Annotated in this window: 17 protein-coding genes and 2 pseudogenes; 13 read left to right on the forward strand and 6 right to left on the reverse strand. The window is 58.5% G+C overall.

Annotated features, from left to right (window positions below; genetic code table 11):
* Window positions 1-93: 93 nt before the first annotated feature.
* A complete protein-coding gene (gene tnpA, locus NP_RS11425) occupies window positions 94-543 on the reverse strand; it encodes an IS200/IS605-like element ISNph7 family transposase (protein ID WP_011324020.1) in 450 nt (149 codons plus the stop codon).
* Between the two features lie 59 nt (window positions 544-602).
* Between tnpA and NP_RS14205 the strand changes: the two genes are divergently transcribed.
* Together NP_RS14205 and NP_RS11430 are read left to right on the forward strand one after the other, a co-directional pair.
* On the forward strand, window positions 603-737 hold the full coding sequence (locus NP_RS14205) for a ribbon-helix-helix protein, CopG family (RefSeq protein WP_011324021.1): 135 nt from the start codon (window positions 603-605) through the stop codon (window positions 735-737).
* Window positions 734-2038: an RNA-guided endonuclease TnpB family protein gene (locus NP_RS11430; RefSeq protein WP_011324022.1), complete on the forward strand. Its 1305-nt coding sequence runs from the start codon at window positions 734-736 to the stop codon at window positions 2036-2038. Before NP_RS14205 ends, NP_RS11430 begins: the two co-directional genes overlap by 4 nt.
* 13 nt (window positions 2039-2051) lie before the next feature.
* Here NP_RS11430 and NP_RS14210 read toward each other — a convergent pair.
* A pseudogene (locus NP_RS14210) lies at window positions 2052-2285 on the reverse strand (IS200/IS605 family accessory protein TnpB-related protein); the annotation flags it as partial.
* A gap of 52 nt (window positions 2286-2337) precedes the next feature.
* Here NP_RS14210 and NP_RS11440 point away from each other — a divergent pair.
* The 6 genes and pseudogenes from NP_RS11440 (at window position 2338) to NP_RS11460 (ending at window position 9836) form a co-directional block, all read left to right on the forward strand.
* Window positions 2338-2973, forward strand: a complete 636-nt coding sequence (locus NP_RS11440) for an IS6-like element ISNph1 family transposase (protein WP_011324024.1) — start codon at window positions 2338-2340, stop codon at window positions 2971-2973.
* Between the two features lie 384 nt (window positions 2974-3357).
* A pseudogene (locus tag NP_RS15195) lies at window positions 3358-3510 on the forward strand (RNA-guided endonuclease TnpB family protein); the annotation flags it as partial.
* 62 nt (window positions 3511-3572) lie between these two features.
* Window positions 3573-6167 carry a DUF4129 domain-containing protein gene (locus NP_RS11445; protein WP_011324026.1) on the forward strand — a complete coding sequence of 865 codons (2595 nt, stop codon included), beginning with the start codon at window positions 3573-3575 and terminating at the stop codon, window positions 6165-6167.
* 9 nt (window positions 6168-6176) lie between these two features.
* Entirely contained in the window at window positions 6177-6866 is a 690-nt protein-coding gene (locus NP_RS14985; RefSeq protein WP_011324027.1) for a DUF7269 family protein, read from the forward strand.
* Complete coding sequence (locus NP_RS11455) at window positions 6847-8217, forward strand: DUF58 domain-containing protein (protein WP_011324028.1); 1371 nt, start codon at window positions 6847-6849, stop codon at window positions 8215-8217. The genes NP_RS14985 and NP_RS11455 overlap by 20 nt, the downstream gene beginning before the upstream one ends.
* A gap of 185 nt (window positions 8218-8402) precedes the next feature.
* Window positions 8403-9836, forward strand: coding sequence for a DUF7519 family protein (locus tag NP_RS11460; protein ID WP_148215459.1), 1434 nt, complete (start codon window positions 8403-8405; stop codon window positions 9834-9836).
* Between the two features lie 22 nt (window positions 9837-9858).
* Here NP_RS11460 and NP_RS11465 read toward each other — a convergent pair whose 3' ends face one another.
* Window positions 9859-10827: an AAA family ATPase gene (locus NP_RS11465; protein WP_011324030.1), complete on the reverse strand. Its 969-nt coding sequence runs from the start codon at window positions 10825-10827 to the stop codon at window positions 9859-9861.
* A gap of 476 nt (window positions 10828-11303) precedes the next feature.
* On the opposite strand from NP_RS11465, the gene glmU (NP_RS11470) reads away from it, so the two are divergent.
* Genes glmU (NP_RS11470) through glmU (NP_RS11480) form a run of 3 tightly spaced genes read left to right on the forward strand, consistent with a single transcriptional unit; the run spans window position 11304 to window position 15521 of the window.
* Window positions 11304-12458 carry a bifunctional sugar-1-phosphate nucleotidylyltransferase/acetyltransferase gene (gene glmU, locus NP_RS11470; protein WP_011324031.1) on the forward strand — a complete coding sequence of 385 codons (1155 nt, stop codon included), beginning with the start codon at window positions 11304-11306 and terminating at the stop codon, window positions 12456-12458.
* 2 nt (window positions 12459-12460) lie between these two features.
* On the forward strand, window positions 12461-14272 hold the full coding sequence (gene glmS, locus NP_RS11475) for a glutamine--fructose-6-phosphate transaminase (isomerizing) (protein ID WP_011324032.1): 1812 nt from the start codon (window positions 12461-12463) through the stop codon (window positions 14270-14272).
* Between the two features lie 55 nt (window positions 14273-14327).
* The gene (glmU, locus tag NP_RS11480; RefSeq protein ID WP_011324033.1) at window positions 14328-15521 is read left to right on the forward strand and encodes a bifunctional sugar-1-phosphate nucleotidylyltransferase/acetyltransferase; all 1194 of its coding nucleotides are present in this window, start codon (window positions 14328-14330) and stop codon (window positions 15519-15521) included.
* 24 nt (window positions 15522-15545) lie between these two features.
* Here the strand turns inward: glmU (NP_RS11480) and aglJ are convergent, their stop codons facing one another.
* The 3 genes from aglJ to NP_RS11495 form a co-directional block, all read right to left on the reverse strand.
* Entirely contained in the window at window positions 15546-16490 is a 945-nt protein-coding gene (gene aglJ / locus NP_RS11485) for an S-layer glycoprotein N-glycosyltransferase AglJ (RefSeq protein WP_011324034.1), read from the reverse strand.
* Between the two features lie 89 nt (window positions 16491-16579).
* Complete coding sequence (gene glmM / locus NP_RS11490; protein ID WP_011324035.1) at window positions 16580-17899, reverse strand: phosphoglucosamine mutase; 1320 nt, start codon at window positions 17897-17899, stop codon at window positions 16580-16582.
* A 545-nt stretch (window positions 17900-18444) separates the two neighbouring features.
* Window positions 18445-19431, reverse strand: a complete 987-nt coding sequence (locus NP_RS11495; protein ID WP_011324036.1) for a GDP-mannose 4,6-dehydratase — start codon at window positions 19429-19431, stop codon at window positions 18445-18447.
* A 352-nt stretch (window positions 19432-19783) separates the two neighbouring features.
* Here NP_RS11495 and NP_RS11500 point away from each other — a divergent pair, with 352 nt between their 5' ends.
* Both NP_RS11500 and NP_RS11505 read left to right on the forward strand, forming a co-directional pair.
* Entirely contained in the window at window positions 19784-20011 is a 228-nt protein-coding gene (locus tag NP_RS11500; protein ID WP_011324037.1) for a DUF7557 family protein, read from the forward strand.
* On the forward strand, window positions 20008-20418 hold the full coding sequence (locus NP_RS11505) for a PIN domain-containing protein (RefSeq protein ID WP_011324038.1): 411 nt from the start codon (window positions 20008-20010) through the stop codon (window positions 20416-20418). The genes NP_RS11500 and NP_RS11505 overlap by 4 nt, the downstream gene beginning before the upstream one ends.
* Window positions 20419-20567 lie beyond the last annotated feature (149 nt).

Here is a 20567-nt window from a genome sequence, read left to right on the forward strand (position 1 = left end):
TCTTCCGTCCGACCCCGAGGCTTCCCGTCTCTACAGAGAAAGCAGGCAGAGTGCCTCGGGGCTTGACCCCGAGGGTGAATGCCGTAAGCTCCATTAGACGTGTTCAGTGCGTTCGATATACTGCTCAATCGTCTGGCTAGATACTTCACCAGCCGTTCCGATGTAGTATGATTCTTCCCAGAATCCGCCACCCCACAAGTAGTTTTCCAAGAGGTGTTCGTGTTGCTGCCACATCTCTCTGGCCGTGATGCTCTTGATTTTTCGTGCAATCTTACTTGGAGAATATTTTGGATGTGCTGAAAGAAACAAGTGAACGTGGTCTGGCGAGATATGCAATGAGGGTATTTCATAATTGTACTCGCCGCAAACGTCTTTGAACGATGCTTCTAACGACTGTTCTATCTCATCAAGCACTGAGTGACGGTACTGAGCGGGATCGGAGATCCCGCGAGGTACGCAAATCTTCGATTTGCTTGACTTCGGACACCACACGAAGTGGTAATTGATGTTGTAAACCGTGTGATTTGACCGTGTTTCGCCCATATCGGCTAGAGTCATGCCAAAAAATTAAGTATAAGCGTATCTAAGTATATACTGTAGAGATGACCAAACGCCTCACCGTAGACTTCGAGGACGATTTGTACAAGGAGTTCTCGAAGAAATGTATCGACGTTGAACGTCCGAAATCAGAAGTCGTGCGTGAACTTGTCCAAGACTGGGTAAACGACCAAGAATGACGCAGACACAGGCTCTCACCAAGACGCTCGTGTTTCCGCTTGACGTGCAGAGTGGCAACGAGAGCCTGCTTCACGACGCCCGCTTGGAGTGTCGCCGCGTGTTCAACGAGGTGCTACGTCTCAACTACGACGGGTGGAACTGGGACAAGATAGAAAACGTTGTTGAGCAGAACGCTGACCTCGTGCAAAACACCGCACAGCGTATCATCGACAAAGCCTTTGACGCACTCGATAACTACTACGACTACGACGACTGGGGACGACCGTGGTACAAACACGAGACGTTCCCACTGCGGATGAACTACGGCGAAGGCTACAACCTCTTTCTCGAAGACGAAACGGTACGGTTCCGCATTTCAGCAAAGCCGTACAATCACGTCAAAGGCGAGCTTCGCGGTACGCAAGACCAATTCGACCTGCTCAGACAAGCAATCGAAGATGATGACTGGCACGTTGGCACTGCTGAGGCGCTTGTCCGACACGGACGCGAAGAGTTGCACGCCACCGTCACGAACGAAACTGCCGAAGTCGGTGCGAAAACAACGACAGAAACGGTCACCGGCGTCGATATTAACGAAGACTGTGTTGCGCTAGCGGCACTGACTGAACACGGTATCGAAGATTCCGTCGTCATTGACTACCCAGAAATCAAGGAACAACGCCACCGGTACTTCACGATGCGGAAACGCATGCAGGAAGCCGGACAGACCGGGTTTAACGATGTGTTCCGCGACAAGGAACAACAGTTCGTTCACGACCAGCTACACACGGTGTCACGGCGCGTAGTCGAGTGGATTCAACGGTTCGACAGTCCTGTAATTGTCTTTGAAGACCTCAAGGACATGAGAGACGACATTGAGTACGGGACGCGAATGAACCGGCGACTCCATTCACTACCGTTCGCCAAACTGCGGGACTTCATCACGTACAAGGCCGCATGGCGCGGCATTCCGTCAGATGACGTTGACCCGGAGTACACCAGCCAACAGTGTCCGGTCTGTGGACACACAGAACGGGCGAACCGTCACAAGAAACGGTTCAAGTGCTGTGAGTGCGAGCATCAAGACCACGCTGACCGTGGTGCTGGTATCAGTGTCGCACAGAAATGGTTGAGAACACAAGAGGATAGAAATGTGCCTGCTCTCAACACACTCCCGCAGGTGCGGAAATGGGAGTTGCGACGGCAGGCATCGGGGCCTGTGGACGGCCCGACCGTGACCCACCACACCGAGAGAGGCCACCAGACCGATGGTGTGTCGGGTGTGTCCGACCAATCCACGGGAAGAAGCTCCGGGGCTTGACCCCGGAGCAGTTCACGCCGCATGACGCAGACTTTTTCGTCGTGCCTCGTGCTTCGACCTGCACGACGTGACAGCCGTACAGGTCGGCCTTATATTCGAGGAGTGTGATGAACTGTCGCCATGCCGCATCTTGCTTGTTTCGAGCGTTGGCCAACTGTTCGAGCATTCCCTTCACGTTCAAGTCTTCAACGAACACGGCGTCGTACTCGCGGACGAGCCACGTCGTGAGTTTGTGCTGGTAGTCCAGGTCGTGTTTAGTTAAGGATGAAGAGTGAGGCGAGCCGATTTACTGAGTGGATATGGCAGAAATCGCTCGCCTCAGCGGTCGTAGCGACTGGATCGAGTTAGACGTTGTGGAGCGAGAGCGGACACCGAGCGAGCTGATGAAGCTCGGTATTCGACTCCATCTGGCTGGATTATCACTTTCGAATACCATTCGAGAACTTGAGAAGTTCGGTGTCAACCGGTCGCGGAAAGCCGTCCACGATTGGGTACAGAAAGCCGATCTACAGCCGGCAGACGATGCCAGTCCGGATCACATCGCGCTTGACGAAACCGTGATCCGAATCAATGGACAGCAGTTTTGGCTGTACGCCGCTGTCGATCCTGATACAAATGAACTCCTGCACTTGAGACTATTCACAACAACTACAACCGCACTAACTCAGACGTTTTTGCGGGAGCTTCAACAGAAACACGACGTCGAAGACGCCGTGTTTCTCGTCGATTACACGCAACATCTAGCGACAGCACTCCGCCGAGCAGGGCTCCGATTTCAGACGGTCCGCCATGGAAATCGGAATGCTGTCGAACGTGTATTTAGAGATATAAAACGACGGACACCTTCATTTAGTAATAGCTTCAGCCACGTGCAGCCGACGACCGCAGAAATATGGCTGCAAGCCTTCGCCGTCTGGTGGAATTCGCTTAACTAAACACGATGGATACAGCCACACAAGCACTTTTAACTTTTGCAGGCTAAGTCCCCGTCCTCAAGGAGCGACCAACGGAAGCGAGTAGGGCAGAGATACAGCCGTTCGCTCCTTTACTTCCCGAATGTTCAAGTGGTAGGCAACCAAGCAGGTCAGTAGTGGTTGAGGAGAGGTTCAAGTACGCTGCAACGCCGGAAGACGCCAAGACAGCCACGGTTGCATGGGCCGATATTCAGACGTGCCGGGAAGTGTGCAATCACGCTCTCACACAAGAATATCGGCCACGTCCAGACTACGACAAACCCTCCTACACGGCAATGCAAACAAACTCACCGGCCCCAATGGATGGAAACAACGGTGGCCAGAGTGGAAGCACATACGATGACAGTAGGTCAGGGCATGGCCGAATCAACGCTTGTGGAGACTGCGCTCCCTGGGGAGACTGAGGAAACATCCGATGATGTGTCTCCAAAGCGCGTCGTTGAAACAGGAAGCCCTTGCCTCAAGGAGCCGCCAACGGCGGCGGGTAGGCAGAGGTAGTTCACTAGAGAGCACACAAGTAATCGAGGCGAAACGGGTACACAAGGGAGAGCGGCCAATGCATGAGTGACAGGCAGGAGGCATCGGAAACAAACGAACCCAGACCAGACTGGGGCCAGCTCGCATTGGTTGGTCTGGCAATTGTACTATTGGCGTTCACAGCGGTTGCCGTATCCGCAGCCGGAGGGGTCAGTCTAGACGGGACTGCCCAGGATGACAGGCTGGACACCTATGGCAGCACCGATGAAACCAGCTCGGATGAAGGGGGCAGCCAACAAGATGAAACAGACGAGGACGCATCGGACACAGAGCGCTCCGAAGACGACGCCGCACGCAAACCGAACCAGCAAGGCGGTGACGAGGAAAGCAAAGGACAATCCCAGGAGCCGGAACAGCAAGACGGTGATTCCGAAGCGGCGGAAGGACCAGAAAACGAAGCCGAGGCCGAGCCGGGAGGCACTGATAAGGCAAGCCAAAGCGACAGAGGGCAGCCGAAAGATCCAGGGGCAGAAAGCCCGGACGAGACCCAGCCAAGCGATGCGCAAGCCGGCGATACGCAAACTGCTGAAGAGACGGATTCCGAACCGAACGACGACAGCAGTGGTGACTCAGGGACAGACGCCACTGATGCAGACAGCGACAACGACACGGCCGACACAGGCGACGCGGGCGGAAGCGGCTCCGATGCACAGGAAATCGGGGACGATCCCACAGACACAGAGAACATAGACGAAGACGCCGAGGACGGACACGACCGCGAAGGCGATGCCACTGATGATGCTGCTGCAGGAGAAGACGCTGACGACACGCCGGAGGCGCAAAAAGATACCAACGGCACAGAAAGAGAGACAGATGATGCACAGGGTCCTGAAGGAGATACTGAAAACCCCGGAGACACAGAAGAGACACAGGACACTGAAGATGGTGCTGACGGCATTGACGAGCCGGAAGCAGACGGTGGTGATGCTGATGATGATGCTGCTGCACCCGACTATACTGTCTCGCTCGCTGAAGAGCCGACCCCTGGTACGACAGTCGAAGTAACCGTCACCGAGGATGACCGTCCAGTTGAGGGAGCGACGGTCTACTTTGATAATAACTCAATCGGAACCACCGACGCTGATGGGACAACAAATGGTGAAGTCCCATTTACCCAGTCGCTGACTATCAAAGTTACACCACCTGGAGAGGGGGCACAAGCGGACGTGTTTGCCAGTGGAACCACGGTGCGAGGGCTTGCTAGCGCGACCACGGCCGCAACGGAGAACGTAACAAAAAGCGTCGAAATCGATGCAGAGCCAGCACTAAGAATTGACGGCCCAGCAGTAACTGGCGAACAGGTGCGCCTGTCGGCGGCGGTAAACGACGTTCCGATTCCGAACGGTGATGTAGTCGTTGACGGTGAGAAACAGACCACTACCGGCGGGGACGGGCACGCAACGGTGACCCTTCCAGAGAACACCGACGAGGCGACGCTGGCTGTCACACGCGGCGAAATCAACGCCGAGCGATCAATCGATATCATTGAGTTCTCAATTGAAGTCGTCGATTCACTTCCGCTCCCAGGCCGTCCAGCCGAAGTCGAAATCAAACGGGGAGATGACCCAGTCTCGGGGACACAAATATCCGTCGATGGTGATGTTGCAGAAACGACCGATGACAATGGGATTGCCATCGTTGATTTGCCCATAGCAAGCGAGGCAACGCTGTCCGCACAATCCGATGGAACAGCAGTAGAAACGACTGTTGACGGGCTCTATCGAAATCTTGCCATCTTCGCTTTCATGGGGCTTGGTGCACTCGTCCTCACTGGATACGTATCGAAACGGTACTTAGGCCACTCACGGACAGCTGCTCGCAGGATTCCACAGTTGCTCATCGCCGTCGTTCGAAGTGGCAGTCGGTGGTGTATCAGTGCAATCGTACGTACTGCTGCCACGCTCGAACGCACAGGCGACTGGCTGTTCAGACAGTGGCAGACGGGTATCGATACACTTCAGCGAGGGGGAAGGTTACTTATGAGCCTTCCAGGCGTGATCGCCGACAGAGGACTGGCAGCGCTGACTGCGGTCCACCCGAGCCGACTGTACCGGGCTGTTATCGCTGTGCTCCAATCTCTGTTTCATGTCTCAGCCGAACAGGTTACTGAAGCAGCTCGCTCAGGGGGTGGTGATACGACGACCGGACAGCGGCAGGCGACAGTCAACGAAACGGTGCTCACCCTGCGAGGGTTGTGGGCGGAGTTCGTCCGACTGGGCGGCCCAGACAAAAGCCGGACAAAAACGCCGGGGGAAATTGGTCGGTATGCGGTTAAGAGGGGAATTCCTGAGTCGTCAGTCCGAACCATCGTTGAGTCCTATAGAGATGTCGAGTATGGCGACCAACGCCCGTCATCCGAGCGAGTCAAACGCGTTTACACAGCGCTTCGGTCAGCTGTAGATGACCCGGACGAGATCGATCTCGATGCGCCGTCTACATCTTACAGAGATGGAAAAGCAACACATAATATTAGGAAAAACACTACAGCGGCCGAACGTGAGATATCCAAACAAAAAGAGTCAGCTACAGAATCGACCGGTGATCCTGTAGATAGTGAGCATGCTGACGCATCGCTTGATAACCCATCGTCCAACAGCAGTGATAGAGCTAATCAGTGATACACGCCTATGAGCCGCTTCTCAACTATTATAAACAAACTACTCGTCGGCATCGCCCTTTTTGCGTTCGTTTTTGCGATTATCCTGTCAGTACAGCCATCACTACTTCCGTCAGCCGTACTGGATTCCTTCTTGACAGTCGAAAACGAGGCCAATCATAATTATGTCCTCCTGGGTATCGCAACAGTAGTGGCGCTGTTCGCGCTGTGGCGGATGTGCTTCCCAACGAGCGGGAGTCTGGATGCCGAGGACGGCAGAGGCGGGGCAGCTGCCAGTGTGTACGACCATGAGTATGACGCCGGCATCGTCGGCGAGCGGATGGACCGGCGTATAGAGCAGGCACTCGAGTCGCTGAAGCAAGGCCAGCGGTCTGAAAGCAACGTCGAGACAGTCATCGACGATATGCGAAAGACGCTGTTGGCTGTTGAAAAATCCAAGGGGCGATCAGATGCGGCTGCTTCCGAGCGGGTCCAGTGTGGTGACTGGACTGACGATCAAGTCGTTGCGGTGTTCCTCGGTGATGCACCTGCTGGCAGGCTGTCGTTTCGGCATCGCGTTGAGATGTGGCTGTTCCCTGAACGAACATGGAGGCGGCGGCTCGAGCGAACGGTTGCCGAGCTCGAGCAGTACGCGACTGAATCGAGAGAATGGACTGCTGAGGGGGAACGAGGTGAATCCGATGGGAACCAGACATATTAACCGGTTGAATTCGGGGGTTACTGCATCGGCTACCCTTGTTGCCGCCGGCGTCACGTTTGGCTCGGCGGCGCTACTGCTTGCCGCGGCTGTTCCCATTACGTACTTGGGCTATGCTGCAGTATCTTCGGTTCCTGACCCGGAAGCAAAGATATCGGTTACCCGTGAGCTCACTCCCCGAAATCCGCTTCCGGGCAGGCGAGTCGAAGTGACGCTGACCGTGCGCAACGAGTCTAGCCGGACGCTGGCAGATGTTAGGATTGTAGACCAGATCCCGGACAATCTAGAGCTGGCTGATGGCAAAGCCAGCAGCGCAGTCACCCTCCAAGCCGGCGAAGCGACAGAAATTACGTACACGCTGCGACCTCGTCGCGGAACATATGTCTTCGACGACGCTTGGGTTCGTGTTCGAAGCCTAAGCGCAGCCAGCATCGGAACGGCTTCGATTCCAGTTACCGGCGACACCGAACTAGAGTGCACCGTTCCGCTGGACGGCTTGCCGGTGTATCGGGAAACGGTGGCGACGACGGGCTCGGTTGCAAGCGATCGCGGAGGAAACGGAACTGAATTTTATGCCACAAGGGAATACCGACATGGAGATTCGCTCAGCCGGATCGATTGGCGACGGTACGCTCGAACCGGGGAACTCGGCACAGTTCTGTATCGTGAGCAAGAAACGACGAACATTATCGTTCTGGTTGACGGACGTGAAAAAGCAGGCGTCGCGCCGGCTCCTGGACAGCCCGGTGGCCTAACGCTTGCGGCATATGCAGGGCTGATAACCAGCAGTGCCGCTGCCAATGCCGGCCACAATGTTGGTGTCGTTGGGCTCGGTGTCGACAGTGAGCTGCCTGGGGTCTATCGGGGGCCGCCAGCCTACGTCCCTCCTGGCAACGGTGCCGATATCGGTGGGAGAATCGCCCGTGTTTGTGATGCGATTGCAGCGCGAGGCAGTGGAACCGAGCTTTCGACAACAGACGGAGACGAACACACGGCAGGCGATGCCTGTACGACGAAAGCTGATGGAGGCACGCAAAACACTCAGGCGGCGGGGGTATCTATCGCTCGCCTTGAGGCACTCCTTCCAGCTACTGCACAGCTTGTTGTCTGCACTCCAGCTATCGACGACGAGGGCATCGATCTCATAGCAAAACTCCGACAGCGAGGCTATCCGACGGCGGTCGTCTCGCCGGATGTCAATGACCACGACAGTATCGGTGCTCGACTGGCAGACGTTCGTCGCCAAGCACGGCTGGAGCGGCTCCGTCGTCTGGATGTTGCGGTTACGGACTGGGACCCTAAGACACCGCTTGCTTCGGCGTTCAACCGGGGGATCGATGAGGTGATTCGATAATGGGAAGCTCGCCTGAGGGCAGTACGACCGCCCCAGACGGATCTGGACGGTCCAACGCGGAATCAGCCAGCGCAACCGCGGCTGCAATTATCACGGGTTTTGGAGCGCTTGCTGGGGGGATTTTGCTTTCCGCCGGAATCGGTGTTTTACGAGCTGGGGTTGTCGCCGCTATCGGCGGTGGGGTGATGGCTGCAGCTGTTACAGCAACGAGTCGTCGGACGCCCGGCGGCCGAGCTGTCGGAAGCGTTCTCATCGTTGTCGGCGCCATCGCCGTTACTGCAGCCCTTAGTCTCGCAGCCATCGAGGGCCGCACAACTGATCGGGCAACTGCTTATATCATGGTTGTCTTAATGGTCGTGCTTTCGACATTCGGCGCGACGGCAGCTACCACGGGAGCGATAGGTGCCAGTAGTGTTCAGTCTGCACTCCCAGTCACCGCCTTTAGTTTGCTTCCAGTCAGCGCCGTGGCTGCCGGGTATGCCGACCTATTCCACGAGCTTATACCCACCGCACCGCACGAGGGCGCGAACATCAGTGCTGTCATTTCTGAGAACGTGTTATTCCCTAACGACCAGCCTGAGGCAGCTATCTCGTTCGTTTTCCTTCTGGTTGGTGGGCTATGGCTTTCTGCGTATCTGATTCCACGGCTCTCACTCTCGGAGCTCGTCCCACGAGAGAAGCGCTCTGAGGCCCGCCAGTTTGTCAGGCGGGTCGCGACGGGGTTAAGCAGATTTAGCTTACTCACGCTGCTCGGAAGCGTTGGGCTCGGTGTCTTTATGAGACTTTCCCACGGAGATAGAATACAGCGGGTTACTGAAACGCTTCCAATGTCAACGATAGAGGCGTTTCTCCACTCAATCACAACAGTGGTTGGGCTGCGCATAATAATCCTTCTCGGTATCGGTGTTGTTCTGCTCGTATATTTTCTCTCAAAACTCCGGAGGCTACGCAGTATCGAAGAGTATGTTATCATCCAGTGGTTGCCGGCTGGAGCCGGGGGGGCATTGGTTGCGGTATTTGTTATTATAGCCTATCCATATGCCTTTGAACAGTGGATACGTCCTGTTGCCAGGGGGACGTCCGAACAAGGGCCCGGCCCACTGCTATGGGTTGCGGAAGCCGGGGTCGAGCTATCGCAGCTCGCACCGCCGAACGGAATCGCACTTGCCGCCATCGCGATGATCGGAATCATTGGCGGCCTCTTCGGTATACTGGCGATAGTTTGGCTCCTGGAATCGGTACAGCTCCTTCCCGACCGTGGTCCCTCGGGCGGTCTTGCAGCCGCCGCACTTATCGGCGGCACAATCGCCGCAGCAGTGGCAGAAGCCTCGGTCGTTGTAGTCAGCGGCGCAGTTGCATTTGCTATACTGTCGTGGGATGCCGCTACGTACGGGGTATCCGCCACCGAAGAACTCGGTCCTGATACCGATATCCGCCGCCCAGCACTTGCCCACGCACTCGGCTCGGCAGTTGTAGGTGGTATCGGGATTGCCCTTGCTTTGGGAGCTAATCAGATCGCACAGACGATAGCCGAGGAGACAGGCATCATAATCGTTGGGGGCCTAGTTGTCGGCTTCCTTGCATTGGCCATCACACTAACCGCTTCTTCCTCAGCCTGAGGCAACTGCAGGGCAGTCTTGCTTATTTTTGTGGGGTAGGGGTTTCTACCCGCTCAAGAACATCATAGACGACATCGGCACCACTGATACCATCAATCTGCGCGTCGGTCGTCAAGACAATTCGATGCTGCATAACTGGTTCAGCAATCTGCTTGACATCGTCTGGGGCAACATAGTCTCGTCCTTCAATAGCCGCTTTCGCCCGTGCGGCCTCGAAATATCGCTGAATGCCACGCGGAGAAATACCAACATCGACACGGCGGTCAGTTCGTGTCTCGCGTGCGAGCGTCACGAGATATTCCCGTATCGCTGAATCCATTGTAATCCGCTCTGGAACCATCTGTATCCGTTGGGCTCCTTCAGTATCTAGTACCGAGTCAACGGTTGGCATCTTTGCGTGCCGCTGACTGCGGCGTTCAAGCAGTTCAAGCTCTCCCTCCTTATCGGGGTAACCGATCGAACTTTTCACAATAAATCGGTCGCGCTGGGCTTCCGGAAGCTCAAAGGTTCCCTCCTGCTCGACCGGATTTTGTGTTGCGATTACGAGAAATGGATCGGGCAATCTACGGGTGGTCCCGTCGACTGTGACTTGAGATTCATCCATTGCTTCAAGCAGCGCTGCCTGCGTCTTCGGTGGAGCGCGGTTAATTTCGTCAGCCAAAACCACATTTGCAAACACTGGGCCCTTGGTGAATTCAAAGTCCCCTGTTTGCTCATTGAACACGTGCGATCCGGTGATATCGTTTGGAAGGAGATCTGGGGTAAACTGAATTCGGGAAAACTCTAGCCCGAGTGCCTGTGCAAACGTCAGTGCTGTCAGCGTCTTGCCTGTCCCAGGTACATCTTCAAGCAGAACGTGTCCACGGGCAAGAGTGGCAGTAAGTACAGTTTTCAAGAATTCACGGTCAGTGATTACCGCGTCACTAACCCGCTCGATGATTTTTTTACAGGTGTTACTAGTTTCGGCAAATGAAGGACCTTCGACACCCATTGTATACATTGTCGAAAGGCTGTTATATCAGCATTTGGGATTTGCTGAGGGGAGTATTTAGCTGAATGCAGGCGCTAAGCCCTCTTCTTCGAGCAGTCAGTCGAGAATTGAAGAGTCTCGTGATCACAAAAAGCGGGGGTTCTCCGACGGCCCCACCCGCACCGAGCACGTCAGCGCGAGCAGGATGGGCAGTTCACTATGATGGATAACAAAATTTGTATCTATCTGAATGTAATTAAATTTTTGATATACTAATCATATATTCTCCAACTTCCGTCCGCTGATACCGAGGCGGCCGTGGGGGTGCTGTACCCATTCGCCAGCGGCTGGCCGACCCTCGGCTCCGTGCTCGCAGATGCCACGCGCGAGCAGCCGCGGACACTTAAGAGAGACGACGAAAACGACCCCGCCCGCCGCCGAACAGTTTTATGTGTCGCCGGGGAACTACGCAGTATGACTTCCTGCGGTGAGACAGCATGAAGGCAGCTATTCTGGCGGCCGGCGAGGGGCGGCGGCTCCGGCCGCTGACGAACCGCCGACCGAAGCCCATGCTTCCGGTCGGGAACCGACCGATTTTGGAGCACGTCGTTGCGGCAACGGCAGCGGCCGGCCTCGACGGCATCGTCCTCGTCGTCGGCTACGAGCGCGACCGAATTCAAACGCACTTCGGCGACGGCGACGACTGGGACATCGACATCGAGTACGCCGTCCAAAAGCGACAACTCGGCACCGGCCATGCAGTCCAGCAGGTCAGCGACCGCATCGACGGCGAGTTCCTCGTGTTGAACGGCGACCGCATCGTCAACGCCGACCTCATCGAACGCATGGCCGGCGACGTTGCCGCCCCCGCCGTCGCGGTGACGCGGGTCGACCAGCCACAACGCTACGGCATCGTCGACACCGACGGCGACCGGCTCCGCGACATCGACGAAAAGCCGGCCGAGCCCGCACCGAGCGAGGTCATCAACGCTGGGGTCTATCGGTTCTCCCAGTCCGTGTTCGAGACCATCGAGCGAACCGACCCCGACGAAAGCGGCGAGCGAACGCTGCCGGACGCCCTCGCTGCCATGGCCGCCGACGGCGATGTGCGGGCGGTCCGATACCGAGGGACGTGGCTGGACGTAACCCAGTTGTGGGACCTGCTGGCGACGAACAACGACGTACTCGACCGGCAGGGGGCAACGACGCGGGGCGACATCGCGCCGTCAGCGGCCATCGCCGACCGCGTTGATACGGCGTCCGGGGTCGCTGTCGGCCCGAACAGCACGCTCAAACGCGGAACCACGCTCGGCGCGAACGCGACCATCGGCGCGAACGTTGTCATCTCGAACGCCATCGTAATGGCGGATGCGACCATCGCCGACGGTGCAGTTATCAGAGACTGTATCATCGGCGAGAACGCGACGGTCGGCCCGAACACGACTATCACTGGTGGGCCAGCCAAACAGGTCGTCATCGATGGCGAAGTCCACGCGGAGGTGCCATTGGGCGGCGTCATCGGCGACAACGCGACCCTCGGCGGCAACGTTTCAGTGCTGCCGGGGACAGTACTTGGTGACGGCTCAACGGTCGCCGATAACGCGACTATCAGCGGCACCATCGAACCGGACACGGAGGTGCGACGCGGCTAGCCATGTGCGGCATCACTGGCTACGTCGGCGACGGCGATGCACTTGCCCCTGTTCTTGACGGGCTACGAAATCTCGAATACCGCGGCTACGACTCGGCCGGCATCGCCTTGGTCGATGGCGGAGCGCCATCGGTCTACAAAACGAGCGGTGAGGTCGACGCCCTCGTTGCGGCGGCCCCGGACGAAAGCGAGGCGAACTGCGCTATCGGCCACACCCGCTGGTCGACGCATGGCCCGCCAACCGACACGAACGCTCATCCACATACAGACTGTACGGAGAAAATCGCCGTCGTCCACAACGGCATCATCGAGAACTACGAGACGCTGCAGGCAGACCTCGATGACCACACCTTCACCAGCGAGACCGACACAGAGGTCATCCCGCATCTCCTCGAAGAGCGGCGGGCCGCTGGCGACGCACACGTCGAAGCAGTACAGGCAGTTACCGACCGCCTCGACGGTAGCTACGCCTTCTGTGTCGTCTTCGAGGACTTCGAGGGCATCATCGCCGTCCGCCACGACAGCCCGCTTGTCGTCGGCCACGGCGAAACGGGCGCGTACGTTGCAAGCGACGTGACCGGCTTCCTCGACCGCACCCGCCAAGTTAGCTATCTCGAAGACAACGACATTGCCGTCCTTGACGGGGACGTGACAGTCTACCGCGACGGCGAGCGCATCGACCCCGCTATCGAGACCATCGAGTGGGAAGCCGACGCCGCCGAGAAAGGCGGCTACGAGCATTACATGCGCAAAGAGATTCACGAACAGCCCCAATCGCTCCGGCAGACGATAGCCGGCCGGCTCGATGTCGACGGTGGCGATGTCGACCTCGATGTCTCGCTGTCCGAAGAGCAACTGCAGTCGCTCGACGAAATCGAGTTCGTCGCCTGCGGCACGTCCTACTACGCTGGGCTGTATGCCGCCCGGCTCTTCGAGACGCTCGCCGACGTGCGGGCGTCGGTAACCATCGCCAGCGAATACGACTTCGGCGGCGGCCGCGACCCATGGCGGACGTTGACGGTCGCTGTCACCCAGAGCGGCGAAACCGCCGACACGCTGTCGGCGATTCGAGCGGCCAAGCAGGCGGGCGCACAGACGCTCGCGGTGACGAACACGCTGGGCAGCACCGTCACTCGCGAGGTCGACGACAGCGTCTTCATCCGCGCCGGCCCCGAAATCGGCGTGGCGGCGACAAAGACCTTCGCCTCACAGGTGGCGACGCTGGCGCTTCTGGCGGTCTATGTCGGCCGTCGACGCAACGCACTGCGGGCTGGGCGTGCCTCGACGTTGTTGGAAAACCTCCGAGCGCTGCCGGGGGCGGTCCAGCAGGTCCTCGACAACGAGCCGGTCGTCGAGGAGTTGGCCGACACCTACGCGGACAGTGAGGCGTTCTTTTTTATTGGCCGCGAGCTCGCCTACCCGGTCGCGCTGGAAGGCGCACTCAAGCTGAAGGAGATCTCCTACGACCACGCCGAGGGGTTTGCAGCCGGCGAACTCAAGCACGGCCCGCTGGCGCTTGTCACCGAAGAAACGCCCGTGTTGGCATCGCTGACAGACGGCAGCCGGGCCGAAAAGACCCACAGCAACGTCAAGGAGGTACAGGCCCGCGGCGCGCCCGTTATCGCCGCAGCCTCGGCGGACGGGGACGGAACACGGCCGGCGGTTGACGAACAGCTTCCGGTGCCGAACATTGGGCTCGTCGAACCGCTCGCGGCAAACGTCTACTGGCAGCTGTTTGCCTATCACGTCGCCGCAAACAAGGGCCGACCCATCGACAAGCCACGGAACTTAGCCAAGAGCGTCACTGTTGAGTAAACTGCCGCGGAAAGCTACCGGACGCTATTTGTCACCGGCGACGCTTGGGCGGCGTATGGATGCTGTTGTTATCGCCGCCGGTCGCGGCACTCGCATGCGGCCATTGACCGAGACGCGTCCGAAGCCGCTGTTGCCTGTCGGGGAGGCGTCGTTGCTCGAACGAACGCTGTCGCAGTGTGTTGGGCTGGTCGACCGGTTTGTCATCGTCGTCGGCTATCGCGATGACATGATACGCGGACGCATCGGCGACAACTACGAGGGCGTCCCCGTCGAATACGTCAAACAGACGGAGCGTCTCGGAACCGCCCACGCGGTCGAGCAGGCGGCCGACATCGTTTCGGACTCGTTTCTCGTTCTCAACGGCGATGTCGTCTGTGACAAACCGTTGCTGAGACAGCTTGCCGACGCTGACGGCCACGCCATGGCGACGACGACGGTCTCCGACCCGACCAGCTACGGCGTCGTTGAAACCGAGGCTGGGGCTGTCAGCGCGTTGTACGAAAAGCCCGACGACCCGCCGACTGACCGAATCAATGTCGGCATCTACGCCTTTGAGCCGTCGGTGTTCGAAGCGATTGCAGCGACGGCCGAAAGCCCACGCGGCGAGTACGAGCTCACCGACGCTATCGAACGGCTTATCGACGCCGGCGAGCGGGTGACAACAGTTGATTACGACGGGGCGTGGATTGATGTCGGCCGACCATGGGAGCTGCTGGAGGCGACGACGGCGACGCTTGATGGATTGGAGACGCGGCTTGCTGGTACCGTCGAAGAGGGCGCACACCTGCACGGACCGGTCGTCGTACAGGAGGGCGCACGCGTCCGTTCGGGTGCGTACATCGAGGGGCCGGTCGTCATTCACAAAGGCGCAGACGTTGGGCCGAACGCCTACGTACGCGGAGCGACGGTCATCGGCCCCGATGTCCGGGTCGGCAACGGCGTCGAAATCAAGAACTCAGTGTTGATGGCCCACACCGCAGTCGGACATCTCTCGTATGTCGGGGACTCGGTGCTTGGAGCCGACGTCAACGTCGGCGCTGGGACGATGGTCGCAAATCTCCGCCACGACGACGAGTCAGTTCGCGTGACTGTCAAAGGTGACCGCGTCGACACCGGCCGGCGGAAGCTGGGCGTTATCGTGGGCGACCGGGCGAAGACAGGTATTAATACGAGCCTGAACGCCGGCGTCGTGCTAGGTGTTGATGCTCGGACTGCGCCCGGCGAAACGGTCACGCGGGACCGACGATAGCCGGCCGTCAGCGCCTCGGTATTGTTACTCGTCGTTTTGTTCTTCGAGTTGGTCGGCGATATCGTCGAGCCGGCGGCTTTGCTCTCGGTGTATTGAGACGATGATATCCGAAAGCACCCCGAACATCAGCAGTTGGACCGACAGCAACACCAGAAACGCTGCCAAAAGCGCCAAGACCTCATGCGAAACGCCGGCAGTCAGATACCGGTAGCCCACAAACGCTCCCAGTGCCACACCACCGGCGGTCCCGACAGCCGCCACGCTCCCGAAGTAGAAAATCGGATTGTTCATCCGCGCAAGCCGGTACAGCGTCAGCAGAATGCGGCCGCCGTCCTTCAGTGGATGCAGGTTCGTCTCCGACCCTCCCGGCCGAGCCTCGTACCGAATCGGCACGACCGCAGTCGAAACCCCGCGACGGACGCACTCGACGGCCAACTCGGTCTCGATGCCGAACCCATCAGCCGAGAGCTGCGACCGCTCGAACGATTGGGTCGTAAACGCCCGGTATCCCGACAGAATGTCCTGTAAGTCACGCCCGTGAATCGTTGCAAACAGGCGATTGATGAGGCGGTTACCGACAGCGTTCAACCGCGTCATCGCCCCCGCCTCCATGTCGGCAAACCGGTCGCCGATGACATGCTCGGCCCGCCCCGCAAACAGCGGCGTGAGCATTTTGTCGGCGTCTTCCGGCCGATACGTGCCATCGCCGTCGGCCATCAACACGTACGGTTGGTCAATCTGTTCGACACCTTCCCGGACTGCCTGTCCCTTTCCGCTGCCCGACTGCGTGATGACGCGGGCCCCGTGCTCGCGGGCGATGGCCCGCGTTCCATCCGTCGAGTCACCGTCAACGACAAGTACGTGCTCGAAGCCCTCCTCATGAAAGCCCTCGATAACATCGCCTATCGTCTCGGCCTCGTCAAGCGTCGGCAACAGCACGCATACATCCGTCCGGTCTGGCATTCTCATCGACTCTCCGACCCGACCCGCAAAAATACCACCGGGTATCACGGCAGCGAAAAGCGCTGGACACCCGATTCATCACGGCCATCATCCGTTCATGCAGGCCGAGCCGACGCCACGATATCCCGGGCCGTAGCCAGTAGCGACGCGGCGTCCGCATCGGTTGTCCCTTCGGCAGTCAGCCGGACAAGCGGCTGGGTGCCGCTGGCGCGGATGAGCATCCAGCCGTCGTCGCGTTCGATACGGACGCCATCAAGCTGCTGGACGGTGTCGTATCGGTCGGTCGCAGCCTCGGTGACGCCGTCCATCACAGCGCGCTTGTCGTCAACCGGGATGCTTTCGCGCCGCAGCGGATACTGTTCGAGTGACGCAACCTGCTCGGATAGTGGCCCATTCGTGGCAACGAGTTCGACTGCACGCGCGGCAGCAAGCGGACCATCAGGAGCCAGCGTCGTCGTCGGCCATATCCACGCCCCGCTCGGCTCGCCGCCGAAGACGACATCGGCTTCGCGTGCCCGCTCGGCAACGTACACATCGCCAACGCGGGTACGAACGAGTTCAGCGCCAACCTCCGCCAAGGCAGCGTCAACGAGTTGGCTGGTGTTCAGCGGCGCAGCGATGCGGTCGCCCTCCGTCGCGACCGCGCGGCCGAAAAGCGCCAGCAGTTCGTCGCCGCCAACGAACCGCCCGGTCTCGTCGACAGCCATCATCCGGTCGCCGTCGCCGTCGTGGGCGATGCCGATATCGGCCGCCGTCGCTTCGACATGGGCTTGGAGTGCGGTACAGGCCTCCGCGGTCGGTTCGCTGGGACGGCTCGGGAAGTGACCGTCCGGGCGGGCATTGAGCGTGTCGACGGTACAGCCGAGGGCGCGAAGGGCGTCAATAGTGAGGTCGCCAGCGCCGTTGCCAACATCGACGACTGCATGCACGTCTTCGACTTGCGGGACTGTATCAGCGATTGCCGTTATGTGTTGCTCGGTGGCTGCCTCCCAACGTTCTTCACTGCCGACAGCATCCCACGCCGCCGACTCGAAGCGGTCCGACGCCAGCAGCGTCTCGATTTCGCTCCGTTGGGCTTCGTCGAAAGCCATGCCGGATGGTGACCAAAGTTTGATACCGTTGTCTTCGGGCGGATTGTGTGAGGCCGTTACCGAGACGCCCGCATCGGCTGCCCGCCAGCCGACGCTCCGAGCGACAGTCGGTGTCGATGCAACGCCGACGTTGATGACGTTGCCACCGCCCTCGCGGATGCCCGCCGACAGCGCGTCGACAAGGAGCGGGCCAGTCGTCCGTGGGTCGCGACCGACGACGATGGTGTTGTACCCTGCCGTTGTGAGCGCACGGCCGATGTCGAGCGCCAACTCCGCTGTGACCGTCTCGCCGAAGGGACCGCGAATACCGCTCGTGCCGAACATACACCCGTCTGCGATGCCGCGGGGTAAAACGGCTCCGACCGAGTGGGTGGCTGCAGATTGACCTCCTCCCCGCGCTAAAGCACGGCGCTTTCTCATTGGTTTTCCGTAATATCTGCTCACGCAGAACGATGCTCTGATATCAACGGTAGCGTTTATTTCACTTAAATTATCTATTCGGAATATGCGCAGATAGCGGTATCGGCTCGGTGGCATCGCAGGCGTTGCCGCACTCACGGCGTTTGCCGGCGCTGTCAAAACCATCCGGTCTTCCAACAGCTTTTCGCTACATATGTGCCGCTGTTCTGGCGTCTCGGCCCAGCTGTGCTCTTTAGTCTGCTGTGTTGAATAGCGACCTCTGTGCTGGTGTATGGCTATCTGTCTTGTGCGATTACTACCGACGGCGTCTCATGCGAGTAGCCAGATTACAACTAGTCCCAGAAGCACCGCTATTCAACAGAGCAGAATCGAGGGTCTCGAACGGCTTGGCCCCAGAAGGCGAATCCTCGGGGCTTGCTCCCGAGGTGTTTCACTACTACAGGAACGGTTCAGGAGCCCCGCACGAGCGGGTCGTACCACGCTTTGTTCTCTCGGTACCAATCAATAAACGCCGATACGCCCTCACGGATGTCGACAGTCGGCTCATAGCCAAGCAACGCGTTGGCTTTCGAGATGTCAGCATGGGTGTGTTCGGCATCGCCCTCTCGGGGGTCTGTATACTCAATGTCCAGCGACGGATCAATTTCGTCGCGGACGACCTCGGCCAGCGTCTGGATATCGATCGTATCAGTCGAACCGATATTCAGAATCTCGCCATCGGCGCTGTCGTCATTCAGTAGCTGTGCGTTCACCCGCTTTATATCAGCAACGTAGGTGAAATCCCGCGTCTGTGTCCCATCGCCATAGATGACCGGCGACTCGCCGTGCAAACACCGCGAGACGAAGTTCGTCATCGCCATGTTCGGTCGCATGCGCGGCCCGTAGACGGTAAAATAGCGCAGCCCGACAGTCGGTAGGCCATACACTTCGCTGTACACGCGGGCGTATTGTTCGGCCGCCAGCTTCGAGACGCCATACGGCGACACAGGCGTTGTCGGGTGGGCTTCGTCATACGGCAGATACTCCGGTTTGCCATACACCGACGACGACGAGGCAAGCACGACACGCTCGACGTCGTGCCGGCGAGCTGCCTCCAAAAGCGTCACCGTGCCATCAACGTTGTAGGCATTGACCTTCGCGGGCTGTTCGACGCTTTTGCGAACGCCTGCTTGAGCGGCTTGATGGTAGATGACATCAGCTTCACTAACCAGTGTGTCCACTTGATCATCGTCCGTAATCGAGCCATCAATCAGTTTGTACGTGGCGCCGTTTGCCTTGGCGGCGTCACGGGCCGCTTCGACGTTGTGTTCTTTGATGCCAAGATCGTAGTATGGCTCGAAGTTATCGAGCACCACCACATCGTGGCCATCAGCGGCGAACTGTTCGGCGAGATGGCCGCCGATAAAGCCCGCCCCGCCAGTGACAAGCACCTGCATTGCCACCGCCTGCGTTGGCCAGCATAAAAAGTCGTCTGCTCTGACTCAGTTGTGTAGACACAGATCGGCATTCGCCTCCACCTGAGGACGGCAGCAAATGCCAACTAGTTTGGAGCGTATTCTGACGGCAACAGCTCTTGCCGGAGCCTCCTCGCGAAAATACGACCGAACACATAGACAGAGAGGCGTGCTATAGAAACGACCACGAATTGCTGACAGCCGGTCGACTGGACGCAGACGGTGTCTGTCCGAGACCGAGGTGTCTACGCAACTGGCACTTTCATATTATTCCGACAATATCTGGACTGGTTTGAATAGCCACGTTTATTCGCGTGCATACAATAATGCATACATGAGCACGTCGATCCGACTTTCAGAGGAGGCAAAGTCCCGGCTCGATCTCTACAAACGCGAAGGTGAGAGCTATGACGACGTCATCATTCGGCTCACATCCGACGATAAGTGGGCTGGGTTCGGCGTTGCATCGTCGGACCCAAAAGAATCTAGGGAGGGCATGGAAGCGATCCGTGACCGGATGCGGAGCCGAATGGACGACCACGTCGAGAAGCTGGACCGATGACGCTGCTCGTCATTGACACCAACCTGCTGAGTGATTACCTGAACGGTACTGACGAAGCAAGAGCGTTCCTTGCGGCGTTTGAACGCGACCGCTGGGGCGTTCCGTCCATCGTTCTCTTTGAAGCGCTCATGGGATCTCTCTACGGACATATTGACGCCACGCCTGACGAGATCGTTCGGAGTGTCGACTCCTCGATGGAAGTCCTCGAGACAGGAATGGAAACCGCGATCGAAGCCCAAGAGTTACAGGCGGCCCTTCTCAGTCGAGGAGCGCCTGTCGACCAACTCGATGCACTAATCGCTGCCGCTGCTCTCGAACACGGCGGAACGTTTGCGACAGCCGAGAAGCAGTTCTGGACGGACGATGTCCAAGAGATCATTCAGGTCGAGCCGTACGATCCGTATTGATCGCTACGGCTACCACATTCCGGTGTTTCCAGTCATCTCCACCGAAACTTGAGGTCGTCGAACGGCAAGTTCTCGGGAAACCGTTCGACGGCGTCAGTTTCCTCGATCGCCTCCCGAAGCTCGCGTTCGGCCGGGGCCTCAAGGAAGAC

It is taken from the genome of Natronomonas pharaonis DSM 2160 (assembly GCF_000026045.1).
In the GTDB taxonomy this organism is placed as follows: Archaea; Halobacteriota; Halobacteria; order Halobacteriales; family Haloarculaceae; genus Natronomonas; species Natronomonas pharaonis.